This is a genomic window from Pristimantibacillus sp. Z349TD_6, assembly GCF_056173205.1.
On record NZ_CM149662.1, the window covers coordinates 1,203,391 to 1,227,500 of the forward strand.

9 protein-coding genes and 1 rRNA gene (1 of these 10 running past the window's edge) are annotated in these 24,110 nt (G+C 46.5%); 8 read left to right on the top strand and 2 right to left on the bottom strand.

Features of this window, described 5'->3' with window-relative positions; genetic code table 11:
• The first annotated feature begins 6 nt into the window (after nt 1–6).
• The gene (locus AC0VYE_RS05190) at nt 7–333 is read left to right on the top strand and encodes a pyrophosphohydrolase domain-containing protein (RefSeq protein ID WP_475446491.1); all 327 of its coding nucleotides are present in this window, start codon (nt 7–9) and stop codon (nt 331–333) included.
• A 79-nt stretch (nt 334–412) separates the two neighbouring features.
• On the opposite strand, the gene AC0VYE_RS05195 is transcribed toward AC0VYE_RS05190, so the two are convergent.
• Nucleotides 413–1,249, bottom strand: coding sequence for an SHOCT domain-containing protein (locus tag AC0VYE_RS05195; protein WP_475446493.1), 837 nt, complete (start codon nt 1,247–1,249; stop codon nt 413–415).
• Between the two features lie 186 nt (nt 1,250–1,435).
• On the opposite strand from AC0VYE_RS05195, the gene AC0VYE_RS05200 reads away from it, so the two are divergent.
• From AC0VYE_RS05200 to AC0VYE_RS05220, 5 genes are all read left to right on the top strand, one after another.
• Nucleotides 1,436–3,364 (top strand): 3'-5' exonuclease, encoded by a 1,929-nt coding sequence (locus AC0VYE_RS05200; RefSeq protein ID WP_475446495.1) that lies wholly within the window; start codon nt 1,436–1,438, stop codon nt 3,362–3,364.
• A gap of 160 nt (nt 3,365–3,524) precedes the next feature.
• Nucleotides 3,525–5,354, top strand: a complete 1,830-nt coding sequence (locus AC0VYE_RS05205; protein WP_475446497.1) for a sensor histidine kinase — start codon at nt 3,525–3,527, stop codon at nt 5,352–5,354.
• Complete coding sequence (locus AC0VYE_RS05210) at nt 5,335–6,486, top strand: response regulator (RefSeq protein WP_076271463.1); 1,152 nt, start codon at nt 5,335–5,337, stop codon at nt 6,484–6,486. Before AC0VYE_RS05205 ends, AC0VYE_RS05210 begins: the two co-directional genes overlap by 20 nt.
• Nucleotides 6,487–6,685: 199 nt before the next feature.
• On the top strand, nt 6,686–20,428 hold the full coding sequence (locus AC0VYE_RS05215; protein ID WP_475446500.1) for an S-layer homology domain-containing protein: 13,743 nt from the start codon (nt 6,686–6,688) through the stop codon (nt 20,426–20,428).
• A 229-nt stretch (nt 20,429–20,657) separates the two neighbouring features.
• On the top strand, nt 20,658–21,569 hold the full coding sequence (locus AC0VYE_RS05220; RefSeq protein WP_475446502.1) for a Rossmann-fold NAD(P)-binding domain-containing protein: 912 nt from the start codon (nt 20,658–20,660) through the stop codon (nt 21,567–21,569).
• A gap of 69 nt (nt 21,570–21,638) precedes the next feature.
• Here the strand turns inward: AC0VYE_RS05220 and AC0VYE_RS05225 are convergent, their stop codons facing one another.
• Entirely contained in the window at nt 21,639–22,202 is a 564-nt protein-coding gene (locus tag AC0VYE_RS05225) for a guanylate kinase (protein WP_475446504.1), read from the bottom strand.
• A 98-nt stretch (nt 22,203–22,300) separates the two neighbouring features.
• Here AC0VYE_RS05225 and AC0VYE_RS05230 point away from each other — a divergent pair, with 98 nt between their 5' ends.
• Together AC0VYE_RS05230 and AC0VYE_RS05235 are read left to right on the top strand one after the other, a co-directional pair.
• The gene (locus tag AC0VYE_RS05230; RefSeq protein ID WP_083682674.1) at nt 22,301–23,620 is read left to right on the top strand and encodes an anti-phage deoxyguanosine triphosphatase; all 1,320 of its coding nucleotides are present in this window, start codon (nt 22,301–22,303) and stop codon (nt 23,618–23,620) included.
• A gap of 436 nt (nt 23,621–24,056) precedes the next feature.
• Nucleotides 24,057–24,110 (top strand): 16S ribosomal RNA (locus AC0VYE_RS05235) (it continues 1,502 nt past the right edge of the window).

Below are 24,110 nucleotides of genomic sequence, written 5' to 3' on the forward strand. Positions count from 1 at the left end.
CAAGTTATGCCCATTTATAATAAATTAGTCCGCGATCGGATTCCAGAAATCATAACGAAACAAGGTAAAATGTTCACTACGAGAATACTTGAGAACGAAGAGTATCTGAAAGAGCTGCGTACGAAGCTGGTAGAAGAGACGAATGAATACCTTGAAGCAGATTCTAAAATGGAATCGGTCGAGGAGCTTGCGGATATTATGGAGCTGCTTCATGCGCTTGCTGAATTCCACGACGTAACGATTGAGAAGCTGGAGCAAATTCGTGCGGAGAAAGCAGAAAAGCGCGGAAGCTTTAAGGAACGTATATATCTTATGGAGGTGGAGGAGAGCTAGCTAAAAAGAAAATCCCCCCGTATTCTGAACAATTCAGGGGGATTTTCCGTGCTAATGGCAGCAACGATTGAACATGCTTCTATCCTAATAGCCTTATTTTCTGCTGCTTAAATTCATCTTCCGTTATAAGATTATCTCGCAACAATGAGGAAAGTTTTAGTAATTCATCGGCAATTGAAATTTGATTAGCGTTAGGCTGCTTTTCCGTTTCATCCACTTGCTTAATTAAAAAACTCAACATAGCATGCCAATGCGTAATTTCATTATCAACGGATTTGAACATTATATTGTCTTTAGTAATGCCCTTTGGGAAATTCTCAAACGTAATGCGATGGAATGGTTTTGACATATTATTAACAACGATAAGAAGTTGAACTTTCTTGATTAGATTAAGAGTGGTTCTTGAAGCGCTTAGGCCACCAATAATAGCTCCAGTATTTCCAGCCATAGATCTGCCAAGCAAAGCTCTGCCAATGATGTCCGTTCGTGAGGAAGAGGTTTCTGTAAAACTGTCATGAAGAATGGTTGACTGTAAAATATCTTTATAGAAGAAAATCTCGCATTTGTAATTGTATTCATTTTTGCTTAATAAAGGCTCAGTATTAGTCTCCTGATTATAAATGATACATATTTTTTTATTTGTTTCATCCAATGCAATATAGCTTTCTTTATCAACCGACATAAATTCTTGTGAAAGTTTAAAATCTTTTATGTCTGGCACCATATCTTTAATTTGTTTTTCAAGATTTATCGATAATTGATAATAATTTTTGCTTTTCCGATTAGCGGCAGTAAGTGTGAATAATATAAAACCTGAAAATCCAATTAGCATAATGGTTTCATTACGCGCAAACAAACCAATAATACCGACAAGCAAAAATACTGCTAAAAAAAATACAGATGGATTTCTATACATCGTTTCTCCCCTATCAAAAACGAACGCAAATGGTTGGATTTGATCATTCGTTTACTTATTAGGAATATCGTACCATGAAAATCTTCCATTTGTCATAACAATCTTCTCTCCATTTTCTCCTGCCAAACGCTTAAAGATGGTTTATACTAAAAACAACAGAAAAAATCGAATTCGAGGTGAAAGAGAATGGCTTATATGGTCCCAGAGGTTATCCGGACGAGTGCGACTGCTGGGGAGCGGTTATTGTTTCGTACGCTGAAGGATTATCTGCCGAGCGATTATGCGGTTTATTTTGAACCGGAAATTGGGGGGAATCGCCCTGGCTTCGTAATCATAGGCCCAGATCTGGGATTGGTCGTTCTTGAAGTGAAGGACTATACGAGGTCTGCTCTATTCGAGGTTGATCGTGACGAGTGGCGTTTGCATGCATCTGGAGGTCAGATCGAAGCTGTATTGAACCCTTATCAAGAAGCAAGGGAGAGCTTGCGGCAGGTGGCGGGCGAGCTAAGAAATGATGACAGCCTCATTGAACAGAAAGGCAAATTTCAAGGACAGCTCAAATTTCCGAACGGCTTCGGAACGGCTTTTACACGGCTGAAGCAGAAGGATTTTATAGAAAATGGTTTGTACGATGTCATTGCAGAGCAATTTGTGCTTTGCCGCGACGAGATCGACCCTGAGGATGCTGGATTTACAGCCGATTCCCTCATTGAGAAGATCCATGGCATGTTTACGGCACGCAAGCGCAGAAGCTACATTTTATCGCAAGAGGAGATCAGGCAGATTCGTAATCACCTCATACCTGAGGCGCGGATCAGCGCGGAATTTCTGCAGCCTGCAAATCAGAAGCAGCAGGAGCAGTTCGTCCTGTCGCATCACAATATTAAGGGTATGGATCTGCATCAGGAAAATATGGCAGAACAGCTTGGTGATCGCCATCGGCTTATCCGCGGCGTGGCGGGGAGCGGGAAGACGCTTGTCCTCGCCAGCCGAGCCAAACATTTGGCCAATCATCATCCTGACTGGAAGATTCTAGTCCTCTGCAGCAGCATCGCCTTGTCCCGAAGTCTTCGGCAAATGATTGACCGGAAGATGGAGGAACCGGAGGATTTGCTTGATTGGATTAGACTAGCGGAGCAAAAGGAAGGCAAGCCTCGCGACCAAAACGTCGAGGTCTATAATTTTCATGAGTGGCTGCGAGCAGTGCTGAACGTGAGAGATACGGATGTCGCTAAGCTTATTGGCAAGCTGGAGAAGAAGGAAGCTATTTTACCTACCTATGAAGCAATCCTTATTGATGAGGGTCAGGATTTTCAGCCAGAATGGCTTAAGCTTCTAAGTTATTTGCTTAATCCAGCGACACAAAATTTGCTGCTGGTCGAGGACCGGGCACAATCGTTCTTTAAACGGAAATCGAGCTTGCTGCAGGACACGGGGCTTGATTTTCGCGGACGTTCACGCATTCTCTCCGTTAATTATCGCAACACGGCTCAAATCGCGCAGTTTGCTTGGGATTTCTATCAACGGCATTCTCTGTTTCAGAACAAGGTTCAGTACGGAGTGTCGAAAGGGGTAGAGATCATACCTCCTCAGAGTACACGGAGAAGCGGGCCTGAGCCAATATTGGAGCGTTGCGGGAGCTTTCAGGAAGAGATGAAGGCTGTCATTGAACAAATGCGATCCTTGCATGACCATCATAAGATTGCTTATGCAGAGATGGTCATCTTATACCGAGTGAAAGACAATTACTACTCCTCCTTCACAGATATGATCAAGAGGGCGCTTAAGGGGCAAGGGTTCCCCGTATATTGGATCACAGAAAATACTGATTTGAACCAGGAATCAGACATAGCCGGCGATGCGATTAACGTATCGGACATTGACAGTGTGAAGGGGCTCGATTTCCGAGCGGTCTTCATCGTAAATGCCGAGAACATGCCGTTTTCATTGGAAGAAGTGGAGGAGCGGGAAGTATCGCTGTTTTATATTGCGATGACACGCGCATTGGACTGGCTGCACATCTCCTACAGCGGGGATTCCAAGTTTACGCTTTATTTGGACGAAGTGCAGCAGCAGCGGCTGAAGCAGGAGCATGCTATAAAGAAGATGGGATGAAGCGAAAGGCTAATTCCATGCTAATGAAAGGCTGTCCGATAACGCATCGGACAGCCTTTTTTTGCTGTCGAGAGCTTGAAGAGGGTTGGCTGAGGCTTCACAAGGAATTTGAAGAACTTTGTCGAATGATAGACGAATCGAAAAAAAGGGAGGCATTGTCATGGACACAAGACAATGGATGTCAATATTGCTGTGCTTCGCGACCGCAGTCATGCTGTTCGTGGCGTTCCTCTCCTACCGGAACCGTCATATGCAGATGGCGAGGACCATGATTTATATGATGACAACGGCGTCTTTTTACGCACTCGGGTACACCTTTGAGATTTTTAGCGACAGCTTAAGCGGTGTGAAGTTTTCTCTACAGATCGAGTACATCGGTATTCCCTTTGTCTCTGCATTTTGGCTGCTGCTCGTTATCCAGTTCACAGGACTTGCGCCACGCTACCGGAAGCGGCTTGCGATCTTGCTGTTTATCGTCCCAACAGCGACTTTCCTCCTTCATCTCACTAACGATTGGCATCATCTTATTTACAAAGAATACGTCCTGAACGCAATCAAGACGGTTCCCTTGTACAATACGGTGAAGGGTCCATGGTATTCCGTACATGCGATCTACAATTATACAATTCTGCTTCTCGGTATTCTTTTGTTTATTCCCATGTATTTGCGCGCATTGCCAATCGTGAGGACACAGATCGTCGTCCTTATTTTGGGCGCGGCCGCTCCTATGCTGTTCAATATCGCCTATATGTTCAGCAAAGTTATCGATTTCACACCACTCGGCTTCGCTGTATCGGGCGTTGTTTATGCTTGGGGCATTTTCCGGTTTAGGCTGCTTCGTTTAACACCGCTTGCATATGCCAAAATGTTCGATACCATACGCGACGGTGTTGTCCTGCTCGATTATGAGGATCAGATTGTGAACCACAATCGCGCGGCGGAAGAGGTATTTCCTGAGCTTGCCTCGGCAAAAAGTTTTCCTGCTCTCATCAAGGACTTGCTGCCAGACTGTCCTGAGCTGCTCGAGCGAATTGCCGCAACGGAATTCCGAGATGATCGGTTTTCGCTTCAGCGCTTGCAAGGCGTTCGGCAAAGGTATTATATTTGCAGCTTGGATTATATTTATGATACAGGTGTGACCCCTATTGGAAAAATGTTGATGCTCAGCGATATTACGGAGCTGAAGGAGAACGAGGAGAGGCTGCGCGAGAAGTCTGAACGTTTGTCTCGGCTGAATGCCTTCAAGGATAAGCTGTTCACTGTAATGGCTCACGATATCCGTGATCCGATCGCTCTTCTTGTCAGCTTGACTGAGCTGCTGGGCGATGAGCCGAGCGACACCGACATCGCGAATGCTGAAGTGTTTCAAGAGATTAGGAGGCAAGTTCGCGGTACCTATCATCTCGTTGATAATTTGCTCGATTGGTATCGCAGTCAGAATGGGGAAGTGGCGTTTCGGCCGCTCACGTGGAATTTGCAGCAGGTCGTTCGCCAAGCCATCTCGTTAGCCGGAGCAAGGGCTGGCATGAAGAACATCAGTATCACAGAGCATATCGACGAGAGGCTGACAGTGAATGCGGATAAAGAAATGCTCGATCTCATTTTCCGGAATTTGCTTTCAAATGCGATTAAGTACACGGACATTGGCGGGGAAATTGCGATAAATGCATCTATCGATCGGGACCAGGTGACGGTGACTGTACGCGATAATGGGAGCGGGATAGACGAGGAGACAGCACAGCTGCTGCATCATGATGAACTGTTTTTCAAGGAGCCCGGATTTGCCAGTGGAGAAGATGGTGGAGAGATGAGGTTTGGTCTTGTATTGACCCGAGAATTTCTTCGCATGCATGGCGGCAGTCTTAGGTTCGATAGCTTGCCTGGCGTAGGCACAACATTTTTGTTTACGTTGTCCGGCTCATCTAGTCGCGGCGGCACGATTGAAAGGGAAGGAACGGCGGTGATAGCTGATGAAAGTTATATTGATTGACGATGAGCCCGTCATGCACTTAATCATGCGGAAGATGCTTGTGAAATATGCTGAGCTTCAGGTGACGGGAACGTTTTTGAATACGGATGCTGCGGCTGCCTTTCTGAGCGAAAATCCCGACGTCGAGCTGGCGTTCGTGGATATCTCTATGCCGGGTGATAGTGGACTTACATTCGCCGCAAGGCTGGACGAAGCAGGCTGTAAGACACAAATCGTGTTCGTCACCTCGCATAAGGATTATGCGCTAGAAGCTTATGAGTTGTCCGTGCTTGATTATTTGGTGAAGCCGGTGACTCAGGAGCGGCTGGAGCGGACGATTAACCGGGCACTGGAGAGCAGGAAAATCGTTCAACCGCTGCAGCAAGCAGATACTGCGATTCGGGGTATGAGCCGTGTTAGCATTGCCACGCTGGGCGACTTTTTTGTACGCAATGAATCAGGACGTGTAAAGTGGATTTCCAGCAAGAGTGCTGAGCTCTTTGCTTACTTACTGCTGAATCGAGGCAGACGAATTTCCCGCTCCCGTCTGGTTGCAGATATATTCGCCGGTATGGCGAGCATGAATGCCGAAAAATATTTAAATACAACCGTGTACCAGCTGCGTAAATCATTGGAGCCGATAGGGCTCCGGGAAGCTATTCGTTCTGAGAATGACGGTTATGCGCTGGAACTGGACGATGCAGTTATTGACTACGTGGAGTTCGAGCGTCAAACGGAAAATCTGGGAAGTATCGACGCGGGCAACGTGGAAGAAGCACTTATCGTTGAAAGGCTCTATACGGGTGATTTGTTTGGCAGCAAAGCTTACGTATGGGCAATTCATGAGACGGATCGGCTGTCAGAGCGGTATGCTTCTTTTGTCAAAAATGCAGCAGAGACGCTGCTCACCCTGTCGAACACGGCTGCTGCGTCGAAGCTTCTTCTGAAGCTGCATGCCCGCAATCCATTGGAAGAATCGGTCGTCGGACTGCTGATGAAGAAGCATGGACAAGAAGGGGATAAGAAGGGTCTGACCGCTCAATACACGGACTACGTGAGGCTTCTCAAGAGGGAACTGGGCATTCGTCCATCCCAAGACCTGCTTTTGTTATATGATTCTCTCGTCAGCGGACTATCCGAAGGCGGCAAATAAATATTTTAAAAAGGTTGCAAAAACCGCGAAGCCTTGATGCTGCGCGGTTTTTGTCGTTTTACGCGAAAATCTTTTATTATTCTTTCATCGCAGCCTATTAGACTTGAGCTTAAGTGCTGTTAACGTTGCCGAACTTGGGCTCTATCAAATACAGAGTAAGCTCTCAAGCCAATTGGCAGAGATGGAAGGGGAAATCATTGTGAGGAAACGAAAAGTTAGAATGTTAAGGAGCCTGCTGCTCAAGTGGATGATGATCACTAGCTTAGTTGTCGGTCTTGTGGCTCCCGGCATAGGCAATGCGAGCGGACAAGCCTTTGCGGCATCTGCAATTCCGGCTAAAGTGCCCGCCGCATTCACAGATCTAGCGGGCCACTGGGCGGAGAAGACCGTCAAGGAGTGGGCAGGTCAAGGTTTAATCGAGGGATTCCAGGACGGAACCTTCAGGCCGAATCAAGCCTTAAGCCGGATTGAATACGTAACGCTGGTCAACCGGCTATTCGCTTTCAAAGGGGCGGGGACTAAGCAGTTCACGGACGTCGCTCCGACCGCTTGGTATGCAGTGCAAGTGCAAGCAGCCGCGGAAGCAGGGTACATCGAAGGCTATGGCAATGGAACATTTCGGCCAGAGCAGAAGCTAAGCCGAGTAGAAGCAGCTGTTGTGCTTTCGCGCCTTGTGCCGGTAATTGGCAAAGACGGGGAGAGCCTGCTCAGCGAGTTTAAGGATCAGGCGAGCATTCCGGGTTACGGACGCGATGCATTGGAAGCCATTGTTGAAGCGGGCTACATTAGCGGGCTTGCGGACGGCACGCTTCGGCCGGTTCAGCCGATGACAAGGGCGGAAGCCGTCATGATGCTCGATAGAGTGCTGAAGCAATCAACTAGGTCAGAAAATGGAATAACCGTTAGCCCAAAGATTCTTGAAACAGGCGGCACATGGGGCAAGACGCAAGGGAACTTTGAAGTTGCTGGCGACTTGACCATTCAGGCTCCAGGCACAACTCTTCGCAATGTGACGATTAAGGGAAATCTCATTATTGGGAAAGAAGTTGGCGAAGGAGATGTGTTTCTCAAAGGTGTGAAAGTGCTTGGCAGCACGTTTATAAACGGCGGCGGGCAGCACAGCATACATATTGATGATTCGCAGCTAGCAACTGTCATCGTCGACAAAGCAGATGGACGAGTTAGGGTTGTTGTCGGTGGAACAACGATTATAAGACAGTTGGATGTACAATCGGAGGCAAATATTGAATCTCCGGTATCGGAAGGCAGCGGGATAGAGGGAATTACGATCTCTTCTTCCGGCGAAGTTATTTTGTCCGGCAAGTTTAAGCAAGTCGAGGTTAAGAGCGATGTGCAGTTGACCATTACTTCTGGATCGGTAGAGAAATTAATCGTTAGTGAGCAGGTTAAGACATCAACCATTTCACTTTCGGAAGGCGTCAGCGTTAGCAGCATGGAACTGCATGGACCAGCGAATGTGAAAGGCAAAGGAACGATTGAGAAAGCAATTGTCGATTCTCTGGGCGTTGTTTTTGAGAAGGAGCCTGCTCAAAAAGAAGTAACCGAGAAAGGTGGCCTAATTGGAGGTGGAGCATCTGGAGGAACTGGTTCGCCGGGCGGGCCAACGAGCCCAACTAATACACCTAAACCAACCGATACACCCAAACCAACAGAAACGCCAAGACCAACGGATCCGGTTGATGTAACAGTAACCGCGACTGCGGGTCAAGCAGGAGTGACGGGATTCAGACTCGCGTTCAGCTCGCCAGTACCGGGGCTCGCCGCAACACATCTGACACTGAAAAACGCTGCGAACGGAAACATTACCATTGCATCAGTGGCTACGCTTAACGGAGGCAGCTCTTACTTTATTACAGCCGCTCTCACGGAGGGCGAGTCTTATAAGCTGACGATAGCTAAGGCTGGGTTTCAGTTTGGATCTGAGATTTTATTTCAAGTTCCGAAGACTGAGCAGCCTGCCATTTCGGTTGCAGCGTCAGTATATGGAATCAGCAAAGCGGGATTCTCATTGCTGCTGAGTCCGTCGGTTGTTGGATTGACGCAAGCTGAGTTTACGCTCAAACACGGCAGCGAAAGCATCGCAGTAGGTTCCGTAACGGAGGGTATGGGCGGCAGCGCTTATGATTTATCAGCGTCACTTGCCGAGGGTGAAACGTATTCGCTTACGGTTGCCAAGGAAGGGTATCATTTTGGCAACGCGGTATCGATTTTCGTGCCGATTACTGATCCAGAGGTTGTATCAGTGGTCGCTTCAATATCCGACGTAAGTACAGCTGGCTTTACAATGAAGCTGGATACTCCTGTCGCGGGGCTGACAGAGGATCATTTGTCATTAGCCTTAAATGATCTGGGCACTGAGATTGGAGTGTCGGAGATTACTACTGATGATGACGGTAGAACTTATGCTGTCAAAGCGGAAATGGCCGAAGGCGAGACATACTCACTAATAATTAGGAAAGCTGGATACAGCTTTGGCGCGGCGCTTATCGTTGCGGTTGCCCCTCCCAGCACCATCCCTGTCCATGCGGCGGTTAGCCGCATCTCGACATCCGGCTTTATGCTGGAGCTCGATCGTACCGTCCCAGCTATCGATGCTCTAAGCTTTATCTTAAAGAATGCTGCTGGAGCGGACATAGGCATTAATATGCTAAGCGCGGTATCTATCGGCAAAGAGTATGAAGTGTATTCCTCCCTAACGAAAGGCGAGACGTATACCTTATTGCTAAATAAAGAAGGTTATGCTTTTGGCAGCGAAATTGTCTTAAAGGTAGAACCTTCCCCAATTATATCAAGTATAGGCTGGGTCAATCGTCAAGGCTTTCAGCTGAATTTCCCAAACGACACGGTCGATTTGGCTAAGGCCTTGATCACAATAGAGGATGGAAATGGGAAATCGCTTGCTGTCTCTTCTGTCCAAACGAACGCGGATGGGCATTCGGCTATCCTTTCGACCGATTTAATGGCTGCTGGGACCTATCGGTATAGAATTGATGTGGACGATGACCGCTATACGGTCGGTACGCTTATCGTTCCAGAGAAGATAGCCGTGTCAAAACAAACGACGTTTGATCCGTCCAATGCAGGGATTATCGTGCACTTCAGTGTACCTGTTCCAGGATTAACCGCAGCAGCGTTTTCTCTAGCGAATACAAACGGTGATCAAATTGCAATAGACAGTGTATCGACTCTGGATAATGGCAGCAGTTATTTCGTTAAATCGGCGGCCATGCAGTATCAACCCATAACACTAAAAATAAGCAGTGAGGGTTACGACTTCGGAAACAGTGTAAACGTTGTTCGGACAACGATTAACCCATGGTATATAGGTGTTGGTCCGAATAATGTCATGGTCGGGCTTAACCCGAATATAGCAGGTTTGACCGCAAATGATTTCAAGGTCATGGATGCGCTCGGGAATGCGGCAGCCATAACGAATGTCATGTGGGATCCTCAGCAAAGATTTTATGTTGTCTCTTATAACGGTTTGAGAGGAAAACCATATTTTATTAGCGTTGTACGTGAGGGCTTCGACTTTGGTTTACCGAAATCGGTTACGCTCGCGGAGAAGAATACAATAACTGATATTTCCTATACAGGATTCACCTTCGTTCTTAATCCTCCTGCTTCTATTGATACGGTCAACGGCTTTGTTCTCAAGCGGGCCGACGGAAGCAGCATAAAACTCCGCTCTGCAGTGACAAGCGACGGCGGTTGGAGTTACCGGATTGCTGCTGATCTGACTCCTGGTGATTACGTACTGAAGGTCAGTGCGACAATGGATCAGACGATTTATAACGTTCATGTTCCGGTCGTTACTACCATTTCGGCGGATCAGATTGTCGATTCGGGACTTCGGGTTAAGCTTAGCTACGCTATCGCGGGATTAATACCAGGTCAGTTTCTTCTGACTCGCAAGAGTACAGGAGAGCGGGTAACGGTACAAGACGCTGTGACAATGGATGGCGGTCTTACCTACAGGCTGAAGGCTGACTTGCTTGGCGGCAGCTATAACCTGAGTCTTCCTGGTCATCTTCCATCGCAGGGGATCGACTTTGAAGCCGGAGAAACAATCAACGCGGGGAAAGCGACCATTAGCAAAGTAGCCATGAATGGCTTTGATCTGACATTTGAACAAGCGGTTCCTGGATTACTGCCTACTCATATTCAACTGACAGATAATCAGGGCAATGGGGTTAGCGGACTGGTGCTGACAACCGCCAATGGAGGATTATCCTACCGTGTCAGTGCAAACCTGATCAGTGGTCGCGACTATACGGTTTCCTTCCGCAAGGATTACGTGAAGTTTGACGGGCCAGCGACGTTTTACGTCAATCAATTGGTCACCGGGGTTATTACTGACGTCTCCAAAGACGGGGTAGTAGCGGTTACTTTCTCTACTCCTCTAAGGCAAATAGAGTACGGGCAGGGTCTTGCGGTGAAAGATGAACAAGGCAAACGTTATCACCCAAGTACGCTCGTCATGTCTGCCGATGGAATGAGCTTCGAGATGTCTTTTGGCGGTACGTTTGCTTTGACACGCGGACAAACATACGCCTTTGATATTGAGGTGGATGGTTATTCGTTCAGCCACCTGACCTTTACCGTGCCTTCCGAAGCAACCGTTGCCGGATTTTCTGCTTCGGGTGTTACCGTGCATTTTGACATTCCAGTTATCGGACTTGGGAAGAAAAATTTCGTCATTCGGGGAACTCAAGGGGAAACGATAAACGTAGCTTCGGCGAACACAACGGATTTCGGAAGCAGCTATGTATTGGAAGCAGCGCTGATTGCTAGTAAATCGTATATCGTTCTGGTAAAGCCGGATTTGACTTATCAACGTTACGAGCCAGTATCCTTTGTGTTTACCAAGCTCATTACCGCTTCTGTATCCGAGATGAAGAAGGATAGCTTCAAACTAAGCTTTAGCGAAAAAGTTGCTGATTTGAAGCCAGCCGACATTATTTTGCGAAAACCAGACGGTCAGCAAATGCCGTACACGGAATACTCTTTATCAACAAAAGATCAGGGTTTAACTTATATGGTGGCGATTAAGGCCGTGACTGGTGCAAAATATTCGCTTGAGCTGAACCGAAGTGAATTTACGCTGGCGTCGCCGATTTCGGTGGACATTCCGGTAACAGGCTCACTTCAATTGAGAGGTACGACAGCAACGAAGATTTATGTCGATGTCTACCCGCTTATTTCAGATTTGACTGGGGACAACTTTAAGCTGACAGATAGCAAAGGTCGGCCGATCGGATTTACGCTTCATTACGAAGGAGGCGCATCCTATTCTCTCATTGGCAATTTTAATGTATCCGAGACATATAGCCTGGTCATCAATTATCCGGGATATGACTTTGGAAACCCGCTGATCGTTGGGCTGAAGGTTCGTGCCGATGCGATACTGTTACGCCAGTCGCAGCAGGGATTCACCATCTATTTCTTCCCGTCGATTCCGAATCTTCAAGCCGCAGACGTGAAGGTTAAAGACAATAACGGAAATACAGTCGCTATTGAATCCATCCAGACGAGTGATGACGGAGCAAGCTATACTATTGCGGTTCCTTTAAAAGGAGGAATTACCTATACCGCTAGTGTAGAGAAAGAGGGCTACATGTTCTCTACGCTCGACAAGATTACACTGAACTCGAGGTCCATTTCGGCCGTACAAGCAACGGCTTCGAGAGTCACGTTGCATTTTAAGGAACAAACGATGTTAAATACTTCGGATATTCATATAGTGGATGAGAACGGGGTAAACGTTGCGATTCGCACGAACGTGTCAAACGACGGAGGTTATTCGTATGAGCTAGACGTCGCAATCGTTCCTGATAAGGTCTATTCGGTGTTCATCTCAAAAATGGGCTACGACTATGGTGATCCGCTAGCTTTCTCCATTCGCTCTGTAGGCGTTCGTTTTGGCGGGATGATTAGCGGGAACAATCAAGCTTTTATATTGCATTTAGATCAGCCAGTTCCTCATTTGCGAATAAGTGACTTCCAGCTTAAACGTGTGGAGGGCGGTACAAAGGCAATTACCTCCGCAACCACGAGTGATGGGGGTAATAGCTACCTAATTGAAGCTGAGTTTTGGGGAGCGGAGCAGTATACAATTACCGCTGCCAAAGCTGGGTATGATTTTGGAAGCCCGATTGTGGTTGACGTTCCAATCATAGCAAATGCCGCAGTGCTAAGTTCAGGCGCTTCGGAAATTGTCATTGGCCTTAGCCCTGCTGTACCGGGTTTGGATATAAGTCATGTGGCTATCACGGACGAGGAGGGCATCCGGCTTGCTGCAGCTTCGGTCATTACGGAGGATGGCGGACTAACTTATCGGATTAAAGCCTCTTATAAAGGAGGCAAAGCTTACTCTTTTGCGCTAAGCAAGAGCGGGTATGATTTTGGACAAGCGTTGTCGTCTTTGCTGCCAAGCGCGATTTCGGTGACGTTGGAAGGCGCTGCCGAGTCGGGACTTGTCGTCTCTGTTGCACCGGGACTAAGCGGACTGTCTGCGAGCAGCTTCACGCTAAAGGATGCCGAAGGCAAGTCGGTAATTATAAAAGCAGCAACAACAAATAACGGTGGAAGAACGTACACATTATCCGCAGCGCTTGAAGGCGGGAAAACGTACAAACTGATCATAACAGCAGCAGGATATGATTTTGGAGCGGCATTGAACACTTTTGTCCCGGTACCAGTAAATCCAACTCTATCAAGTGTCAGTAAGGATGGGTTTAACGTGTTGCTTGATTCTGCTGTTCCAGGCTTGCGTGCAAGTGACTTTGGCTTGCGTAATGGCCAAGGCGCTGCGATTGACATAACCTCTATTACAGCCGAGAACGCTGGTATTGAATATGCGGTGCATGCCACACTTGAAGAGGGAGCGGCTTACAGTCTGACATTAACGAAGAGCGGCTACGCATTCAGCAGCGGACTTCCGGTTCTTGTTCCAGCTGCACCTATACCGGAGGCGCAGGTGCCGATCCGTATGACAGCAAGCCATATTACAACTAACGGTTTCACATTGGAAGTAAGCAAAGCAGTCCGTAATATGGATCGCACATGGCTTACACTGTTTGATGACCAGGGACGAGGAATTGGATTCCAGCTTGTAAACCCGAACGGGAACAGTCCAGATGCGCCAGATGCAGGAAGAATCTACAACATCATTACTCCGTTGTCAGCAGGTGTGAATTACAAGCTGATTGCTCAAATACCGGATCGTGTGGTGGAAGGACCGTTGGATGTTTATGTTCCGATGACGGAATATCCGAAAAGTTTAGCTGCGACTAGAAACGGCTTGACGATCACTTTCGTTGGAGCGGGTCCAAAAGATCTGCAGCCGGAAGATGTGAAGCTCTTGTCAAAAGACGGGACAGAGGTCACAGTCACTGGAGTGACAGCGGGTGCAGAGACAGGGTCGTTTTTAATTAAAGCGAATGTGGTTGAAGGGCAAACGTACACCGCAGCTTTTAGCAAGCAAGGCTATATCTTTGCTGGGCAGGAAAAATTAAATGCCGCTTATGTGCCGATTGTTATCTCTGTATCGCTTGTTCGAGTGAATGAAAATGGGTTTAATCTGCTTCTTAGTGCTCCGATAGAAAATTTGAATATCGAAATGCATAATGGCAGCGCAGTCTGGTATCGCCCAACCTCTGTTTCAACGCCGGACTTTGGGCAAACCTACTTTATTAATGAATATATCGGATATAACAAGGAGTTTAAGCTTCGTCTGAGCAAGGATGGGCATGACTTTGGAGGGGATACGATCATCAGCAACGTGAGCACACCTCCCGAGCTGATCGATGCAGTGTCGAGTGAAAACGGAAAAGCCATTACTCTGACCTTTGATAAGCCGCTGGCTGCTGTTAATTCGGGGTCAACGTTTTCTGTGAAAATCAACAATCAATGGCAAAGCGGGGTTATGACTAGACTGACCTCCGATGCTACGAAAATCGAGTTGACTTGGAGCAGCAGCGGGGCGGTTATCAGTTCGACATCGACGATAGCCGTCGCTTACAGCGGCATCAACCGGGTCAAGGCAGTTAATCAGACGTATTTGGCCACTTTTGGAGAATTCCAGGTAGCTAATGTCGCTACGCTGGAAGGTTTCCTGCAAAGCCATTCCACCCAGTACGATGCCGTTTACCCTGTGCATGTACTGCGGGTTGATTATGGCAAGACTGCGTTAGAGTCATTAAGACTACTACGGCAAGCTGGATTTACCCCAGCGAACTACGCAAAAGCGGTCAAGAAAGAATATGGTTTGGATTGGAGTGCATTCATCCGCCTATTATACGAAATAGATACAGATGCGCCTACCTTGTTCCAGGCTTTAAGTGCGTCTGGCTATATTTCCAACTATGTCAATCTGATACCGGATATGGTCACTGCAGGTTATGAAGCTGAAGATATTGCGCTGCCGCTTCGTAATTTAGGCTATCAACCTCGAGATATAATGTCGCCGTTTAAGCTAACGGGGGTAACAGCCGCTGCAGCAGCCTATGTTCTGCGTTATACGTATGCAGAGATTGGCGGCAACGCAGCCGCGGCATTGAAGCTAGGCAAGTACAGTATTAGCGAGATTAGAGATGCTGTTCAATCCGTTTACGGCTTAACGAACGAGAGCACCATCGAAGCTTTGGCTGCTGCGAAATTCACGGCAGCAGAAACGGCAGTTGTCATTAAAGAGGCTTATGCCGCATCTAGCGTAGATAATGCGAAACTGCTTGGCAGTGCTGGTTATCCTGATAACAATATAGGAATTGCGCTGCGAGATCTGTATTCGTTCAGCGACGTCAACGAGGCTGTTCTGACTTACTTGGGAGCAGGCACTGAGACTGGACAAGCTTACGTTATCTTAAAAAGCACCTTCGATAAGCAACAAACAGCTTCAGCTATGCTAACGGCAGGTGTTGCTGCTGCCCAGGTCGCCAAGGGTATTCAAGCCTCCGGGGATGGTGCAACCGTCATCGTTGGCGCAATGAAGAGCGGATCGTATGAGATCGGTGATATCGCCAGCGCCGTACTCGGCGCATGGGGTTCCGAAGCGGCTGGCCTAAGTGAGGCTATGAGAGGGTTTACGGATCATGGTTATGACATGGAAAGCAAGGCGCAATTGCTTCGAGAAAGCTTCGGGGCTGATATCGCAACGACCATCAGCGTGCTGTATCCGGGGGTGAAGGGCGACCAAAGAAAGACGATGCTGTTGTCATTAATCCGCGCTGGTTATGAGCCTGCGGAACTTACGGCTTATATTCTAAATAATCGAGTGGCCAGCAGCCGTTCGGAAGCTCTGACGCTGCTGAGGCAGTCGGGTATGTCTACCGCGCAGGGATTAAGCACAATTCGAAATGCCGTCATTCTCGGAGGCGCGTCCTTCACGATGGAGGATGCGGTGGAAGTTATCTTCCGCAGCTATGACCGCTTCGAAGCTGGAGATGTATTACATGCGCTTCGAACAACTTTTGCAAGTGATGAAACGGTAAGTATGGATGCCACTACTCTGGCCCGTTCGCTCACAAGCATTAAAAGCTGGGAGAAGTTAGCCATCGGCCAAGCTCTAAAGGCTCAGTTAGGCTTGACGCTGCAGCAGTGGGTAGAGCTTGAAAGGACTAATGCATTCGATTATTTTAAATGTCCTTGCAGTGTATCAACGGTTGTAAAGGACTCGCAGTATCTGTTCCCTGGTACGTCAATACAGGAAGCGACAGTGGCGATGAGCCTCTCTAGCTTCTATACGCTGGATGACATTATTGAAGGAACAATTAATCTTTACCCTACTGGCGGAGTTCGTGCGAAAGGATTGCCGTATTTGACCGCAGCGCTAAAAGACTCGGGGTATAAATTTGCGGAAATTGCACAGGCATTTGAAGCGCGGGGCTGGACGGAATGGATTGGTGCTTTCAGCAAACAAGGCATAGCCGCTAGTGAGGTTGCTGCCTATCTGAACCAACGGACCGAACCGCTGACGATAGGGCAAGTCATCACACGCCTTGCTCCATACTCGGTAAGGGATATTGCATTAGTGCTTAGAACGGAATACGGCTTGCCATCGTCAGAGGCGTCTGCGCTTCTACTTGCCAGCTATTCGTCAGAGGAAGTAGGTACTGCCATCGCTTCTGCTTATGGCGGAGACCCTATGACGATTTGGATCAAAGTGCTGAAGGAGCAAGGCGCAACGGCCATTTCTGTCATTAATACGCTGGGTGCGCTGTATCCGTCTTATTTTGACTCAGGCAAGGTTGGGCCGGCACTGATTAAGGGTGGATATTCGAAAGAAGAAGTAATGGAAGGACTTCTCATCCACACCCGAAGAATGGGTAATATGAAATCGACCATAGCGATTCTGCAGTCTTTGTACGGACAAGAGCAAGTGACGATTGCTGGTCTGCTTGACGCTTCGTCCAGCAAAGAGCCTAAGGATGGTATTGCATTTCTTAGAATGAGCGGTTATTCCTTATCCGTTGTTGCTCGCAGCCTGAAAGATTATTATCAGCTTACCTCCAGCGAAGCTTCATATTTGCTGGCAAAAGAATATCCTAACGACATCGACGATATTCTGCTTGGCCTTGCATCCTTATATGGTCAAGGACTTGATGAAACAGTTGCAGGTGCGTTGGAGCAGCAAGGCATCACGACCTTTGATGATGCGGTTAATTATCTATACGTCACAGGTTTCCCGATGAAAGATATCGTGAGCGTTGGCAAAAACCATTTTGGCCAATCGCCTGGGGTAATCGCGCTCCGCTTGTCAGCGGTATACTTGTCGTCAAGCAATGTGCTAATCCAGGCAGTAGCTTCAGCTTTTAATCAATCCGTTGAGTTAACGATGTATCAGCGGCAGGCAGCAGAAGGATCAGTATCCTTTGCCAGTGGAATTGAACTTGCTTATAAGGCGCAATTCAGCTTAGTTTCGATCGTGAAGATGGCAAAGGATGGTTATGCTATTTCATCAGGTGCAGCTCTTCAAGCACTGCTGGATACTGGTCGGTATCGCCAGAGCGACGTGCTTTCTGCTATATCGAATGTTTACGGCAGCTCACAAAACGAAAGCATTGTTGATTCTTTAGAGGCTCAGCACCTGGTGACATTAAAGGATGCAATACCTTATCTGACAAAGATGAGATTCAGCCTCCGGGATATGATTCAGGTAGGGAAAGATTATTACAAGCTCGATTCCTCTAAAGTGGTACAAGCCTTAATGGATGGTGCAGTCGATGAGGAGAGTCGGATTTTGGCGGATGTTTCCGCTGTTTACGGTTTAGCGTTAGAGCAGGTTACGATTCAAGCCATGATCGATCTGGGCATCGGAAAGTTGGCGGATGCGATTCCACAGCTTAAGCTCAGCTACAGCTTGCGGGATATTATCCGAATTGCCAAGGATTATTACCATATGACAGCAGGTGAGACACTAGCCATTCTCTCCGAAACAAATGGATATTCATTTAATGAGCTAGTAGCAACTGTATTTGAAGTTTACGGAAAACCGATCGAGGAAAGCTTATCCAGTCTGCTTAAAAAGAGCAGAATCAATACGCTGGAAGAGGCTGTTCCGCTCCTGAGAGGCATGGGCTATACGCTCCATGATATTGTGGGCGCAGCTAAGGATTATTTTGGATTTGCAGAAGACAAAACGTTAACGGTTCTAACCGCTCTCCAAGTGGACAACGAAAAGGTTATTGAAGTAACGGTAGCTGCCGTTTATGGGCAGTCATCAGAGTCTACGGCGCTGCAGTATCTAGAAGAAGGGGGAATCACGGACGCAGCAGCGGCCATTCCTTACTTGTGGAATTCAGGCGTTCCGATGATAGATATCGTACGCGTGGTTAAAGGCTTTTACGGCAAGACAGCCGGCGAAACCGCAGCATTGCTAATTGGCAGTGAGCTGTTCGAGCAGAACGTCATTCTGAGCAGCGTAAATGCAGTGTACGGACAAGCGGTGAACGGCGCTTTAATCGAAGTGATCAAAGCAGGTGGAGCAACATCAGCTGAAGCTATGGCGGATCAGCTCTTGCATGCAGGCTACCGCATGGAGGACATCGTTAAGGCGAGCAAGGAGCAATATGGCAAGACGAGAGAAGAGGCGCTTGCGATTCTTCAGGGACTTGCCGTTTATCAAGAAGCAGCCATCCAATCAACGCTTAATAAAGTGTACGGAGAGGCTTTTGCTCCGGTGAGCATTATCAAGGATGTACTTAAGCTGAAAGGTGTTGCGACGCCACAAGGAGCGATTGTGTTCTTGCGGGATGCCGGCTATGAGATTAAGGAAATTGTTCAGTATCTTAGGTTTGACTATAAACTCGACTCAGGTGCAGTTACAGAGTTGCTCTCTCCCTATTATCCGGGGGAGGTAATTGGACTTGCTATAGTGGGTGTCTATTACACCAACACAAACCTAAGGGTATTGGAAGATATTTTCCCGGCAACGACCGCATTTGTACCACTCAATGTTGTGCGGTTTATGAAAGCCAAATTCACTGTCGCCGATATCGTACTCGCTATGAAGCTGTTATTTCAAATGGATGCAGCCACGATAATGGAAACTATTCCGGAAACTTTGATTCCGCAGGATCAGGTTCGGATGGCTGTAGGTGAAGTATTCGGCGGCAACCCGCTAATTGCTTACCTTGCCCGTATGAAGTCGAAAGGGACGGACGCCGCCGGGATTGCTACCGAGCTTGAACGGCAAAATCTGCTTGGTCCTGATCGTTCCGGATATTTGATCGACACGTTATTGACGCTTGGTTTTGATCGAGCCAGCATTATCCGTGCTTTCTATATGTTCTTCACGGCTGGCAGAGGGACGGCAACAACAATCGAGGAGCAATCGGCGCTGTTCGTCAAGCTGGGGTATTCGAAAGCGGGAGACATCATTGACGTGTTGAGGCAGAATGGGTACGTGAACAGTACCAGCTATGCTTATCGTGTATTCACAACCGTTAAAATGACATTACCGAACGTTTCTATGGTCGATATTGCGAAGGAAATGAAAAATCGCGGTTATGACGGTAGAGAGATTTTGAACACGCTGAATCGGTATGATGCGCGAGAAGATTCGATCTTTACGCTTCTAAAGGAGTATGGTTATAACGCAGAAGAGGCGCTGCGGTACATGAAAGAACGGACGCTCGAAAATAAACTATATTGGCTGCATAAAAACGGATACGCTGTCGGTGAATACTTAAGATACACCTTCAATTGGGATAACGACACAATTTCTATTTTGAGGCAATTGGGCATATCTTCCACTGACCTCTCGAAGGCTTTGCACAGCAGTGGCTACAGTCTTTATTCTATTTCCAAGTTCTTGTACGACGGAGGATTCAAGGAAATTGCTGAGCTTACTAGAGCGCTGCTGGCGGTAAATGCCCACGTACAATGGGTTCCTTACAATTTGCTTGAGCTGGGTCACTGGTCGCTTAAGGAGATAGCCAAGGGTATGCTTGATTCTGGGCTGATCACTCTCGTAGAGCTTAGCGATGCCATACGGATGGCTAACAACAACAACTTGGACGAGACATATCTGATTATTAAGGAAATATCGACACGTGAGCAGCAAGCTTTTTATGATGATCTGTCCAGTGCGGAACGCATGCTGCTCAGCAATAATGAAATTGCCATTATCGTTACATTGACGACTCTTCGGGGCGACAGAGTAAGGATAGGTGAGGCGACTAAGCTAATGCGAAATACAGAGAGAGTGGACTATAAGGACTCCGTCATTATGACAGCTCTTTCTGGATATAACGTCCTCGATGCTCTTGATGCGGTATGGGATGTTTATCGCTTTGAAATTGGCGTCGCTATTCTTAAGACGATGATCGGTCAGACTTGTACGAAGGTACTTACGGAATTCAAGGATTACTACAGGCTGGGAAATCTGGTTTACAAGATCGTATCAAGAGTGATGAAATAATTTATTCAACCACTGAAGCAGAATTTCGCTATTGCTAGAAGCACCCTGTCAAAGCCATTACTCATGATGGCTTGATAGGGTGTTTTTTTATTATGATTTAGTTTCGCAGCTAACTTAATTTATTCTACTCCGGGATTGTTTGTTTTCCTGTAGTTGACATAATGTATCCTTCACTTTAAATTGAATATAAATACATTATGGTGTATAAATATTCACGAGAGGTGAAATCATGACTCATTTATTATCACTAAGAGAGTTCGACACTGACACCATTCACTCCATCATCAGGCAAGGAATCGAGATAAAGAACAGTCCAGAACGCTATTACCATGCTGCAGAGCGTAAAGGTCTTCTTATGCTTTTTCAGAAAACTTCTACTCGTACGAATCTATCGTTTCAATCCGGGATTAGCCAAATGGGCGGATACTCAGTCGTTATGGATTGGGATTCCAGCAACTTCAGCATTTCCCCTATCCAGTATGAAGCGCAGTATGCATCAAGAAATTGTGATGTGATTATGGCGAGACTGAAGAAACATGGCGATTTGCTCGAATTAGCCAAGTACTCCAAGGTACCTGTCATTAATGGCTGCTGCGACAAATACCATCCTTGCCAAGCGCTAGCGGACTTGATGACAATCTATGAAGTCGCTGGTCATTTTGAGGGAATAACGCTTACGTATGTCGGAATTCATAACAATGTAGCCAATTCGTTGGTCGCAGGCTGTATGGCGGTTGGCATCAAGCTTTTATTAGTTACTCCGATCATTAACGAGCCGTCTTGGGATGAGGAGCTGATGCAAACGGCCTATCAAAGCGGATGGGTGGAAAAGGTTGATCATTTAACTGAAGCAGCTTACAGATCTGATTTTGTATATACGGACACTTGGATCGATATGGAGTTTTATGCAGAGAGCCATTACCAGGATGAGAAAAATCGAAGAATGGAAATGATGCTTCCTTTTCAATTGAATAGAAGCAATCTTGCTGGTCACTCCCCCTACTTAATGCATGATATGCCTATCCATCCGGGCTTCGAGATAGAGGAAGATTTAGTGGGATCGGAGCGTTCGATCATTTATCAGCAGGCTGAGAACAGGATGCATGTTCAAAAAGCTTTGCTTTTGCACTTACTTAAATAAAGTTATCAAAAAAGCTCATCCACGCATAATAAGCGTAGTTGAGCTTTTGATTGTTTTTTTGGGATGTTCTCAAAATGAACCATGAGCGGTTATGATCTCTCTGACCTGCGTCATTGTATCATTAAAGCGGGTGTCATCATGGTTCCATATGATCACATCAGCATGCTGCATATACTCGCTCTTTAGTTCAATTTCCTCCGCGCGTTGCACCCTTTTGGCGATTTCCTCAGGCATTCCGCCTCTTATTGCCAATCTTCTTTTGATGGATTCAACATCCGCACCTACATAGATCGCAATCACATGATCATACCGCTTCTTTAAAGCGAGTACGCCAGCAAGGTCCATTACAATATGGGCATTCCTATTTTGATCGAATACTTCTTCAATGCTGGATTTTAGTGTGCCGTAATAATGCTCGTTGTATCGTGTCCATTCAATAAAGGCATCTGTACGAATGTGATTTTCAAACTGGCTCGTTTCCATAAAAATGTAATGAATCCCGTCTGACTCATTCGGCCTCGGGAGTCTGGTGGTTGAAGTAATAATCTTTTGAAAGCCGCTAAGGGTCAGCTCTTTCTGTATTTCGGATTTACCTGAAGCGGAAGGGCCATAAAATGCGAATATTTTCCCCAAACGAAAGCTCTCCTTTATGAATTGTTCATCGATCTCTTCTATTAAAGACCATATATTGTTAAAATGTTTCTAAATGACAAGGAGCTGGGAGCGAGCCTATGATTCTCTATAAACATTCTTCAAATTCATTTTATAATGATACGGATATTCAGAGGCATATTAATATAGAAAATGCGAAGCAAAGAGTCTCAGTTCGGGATGACTTTGAACGTGATTTTGGCAGAATCATTCATTCAGCAGCGTTCCGTCGCTTACAGTCCAAGACGCAAGTCATTGGAATCAGCGAAGGAGATTTTCACCGAACAAGGCTTACACATTCCCTTGAAGTATCTCAAATTGCAAGAGGAATTGCCACAACCTTAAATGAAAAAAACAATATTTTTAAAGAGACGGAAAGTAAAATAGATATTTCTCTTATTGAGGCAGCTGCTTTAGCTCATGATTTGGGACACCCGCCATTCGGGCACCAAGGCGAACGTGCATTGAATAAATGCATGAGTGCATTCGAGCTTAACTTTGAGGGGAATGCGCATACGTTCAGGCTTTTGACGAATACGAATAGCGATGGGGACGTGGAAGCGGGGCTTGATTTAACAAGAGCTGTTTTATTGTCCATTTTGAAATATCCAGCCAGCATGAAGCAAGTTAATAATCCTGAGATTACGGGAAAACCGCCTAAATGCAGTGTTTTTGAAGAGGACGAGCATATATTTCAGTGGGTGATTGAGAGCTTTTCGCCTGAAGAGAAGGCCTACTTCATGCAAGTTTCCGACTTGCAGGCTGGTAAGCATAAGAAGACTTTAAATAAAACGTTTGAATGCTCCATTATTGAGCTTGCAGACGATATTGCTTACGCAACCTATGATTTAGAGGATGCCTTTAAGCTTAATATGATCAAAATAGATGATCTATATGAGGTAGCAAATAAGCATAAGCATATTTCATCCGCTAGAATTGCGGAGTCTTTACGGGTTTTTATGGAGAACAGCGGGGAGCGGCATAAACAGACGAAGCGTTTTTTCGCTGATTTGGTTTCTGGATTCATACATGAGATTACGGTTGTTGAGACCCAGCCTGCATTCTCCTCCAGCCGGTTGCGCTATAAGGCAGTAATTACTGAGGATGCTATGGAGCTGCTGGAGGATTTGAAGAAGCTGGTCGAAACGCATGTGATCTTCTCACAGAAGGTTCAAACCTTTGAATGGCGCGGCGGCAAAATAATTGAAAAGCTCTTCGATGCGATGTTCAATGATCCAAACCTGCTTCCAGAAGATAAAAAGCTAAGCTGGCATGCAGCTGATGATCGGATGAATGCAAGATTGGTTTGCGATTACATTGCTGGAATGACAGATACCTATGCATTAAAAATGTATTCTCGTTTATATGAAGCTGCTGGAGGCAGGTTGTTTGATATTTAAGTTTGAATAGTTATAAGCAGACGACCAATTTGTTCTTATCTATTAAGTGCTAGGCTGCAACAGCTGTACGCAAGCACATTCGTCTAATGAAGGGATGTGCTTGTATGGTATGAATAAAGGCACATTCTAATAGAAGAAGAGCAAGACTATAGAACATAAATCTCGCAATATTTAAAGTTTATAAACTATTTTCAAAAAAACACTTGCATTACTAGATGAGTACATGGTATATTCTATTTCTGGCCGAGAGACACACGCGGACAGCAAGCAAAACAAGCATGACAAACGAAAGAATAGATTGCTCTTTGAAAACTGAACAACGAGTAATAACTGCCCTTACGATTCTAACGAATCGTGAGAAAAGCGATAAAAAAGTAATGAGCATTTCAAACACACGAAGCTTTTCTCTTCGACATCGCGTCGAAGCGAAAACTTCCATTTGGAGAGTTTGATCCTGGCTCAGGACGAACGCTGGCGGCGTGCCTAATAC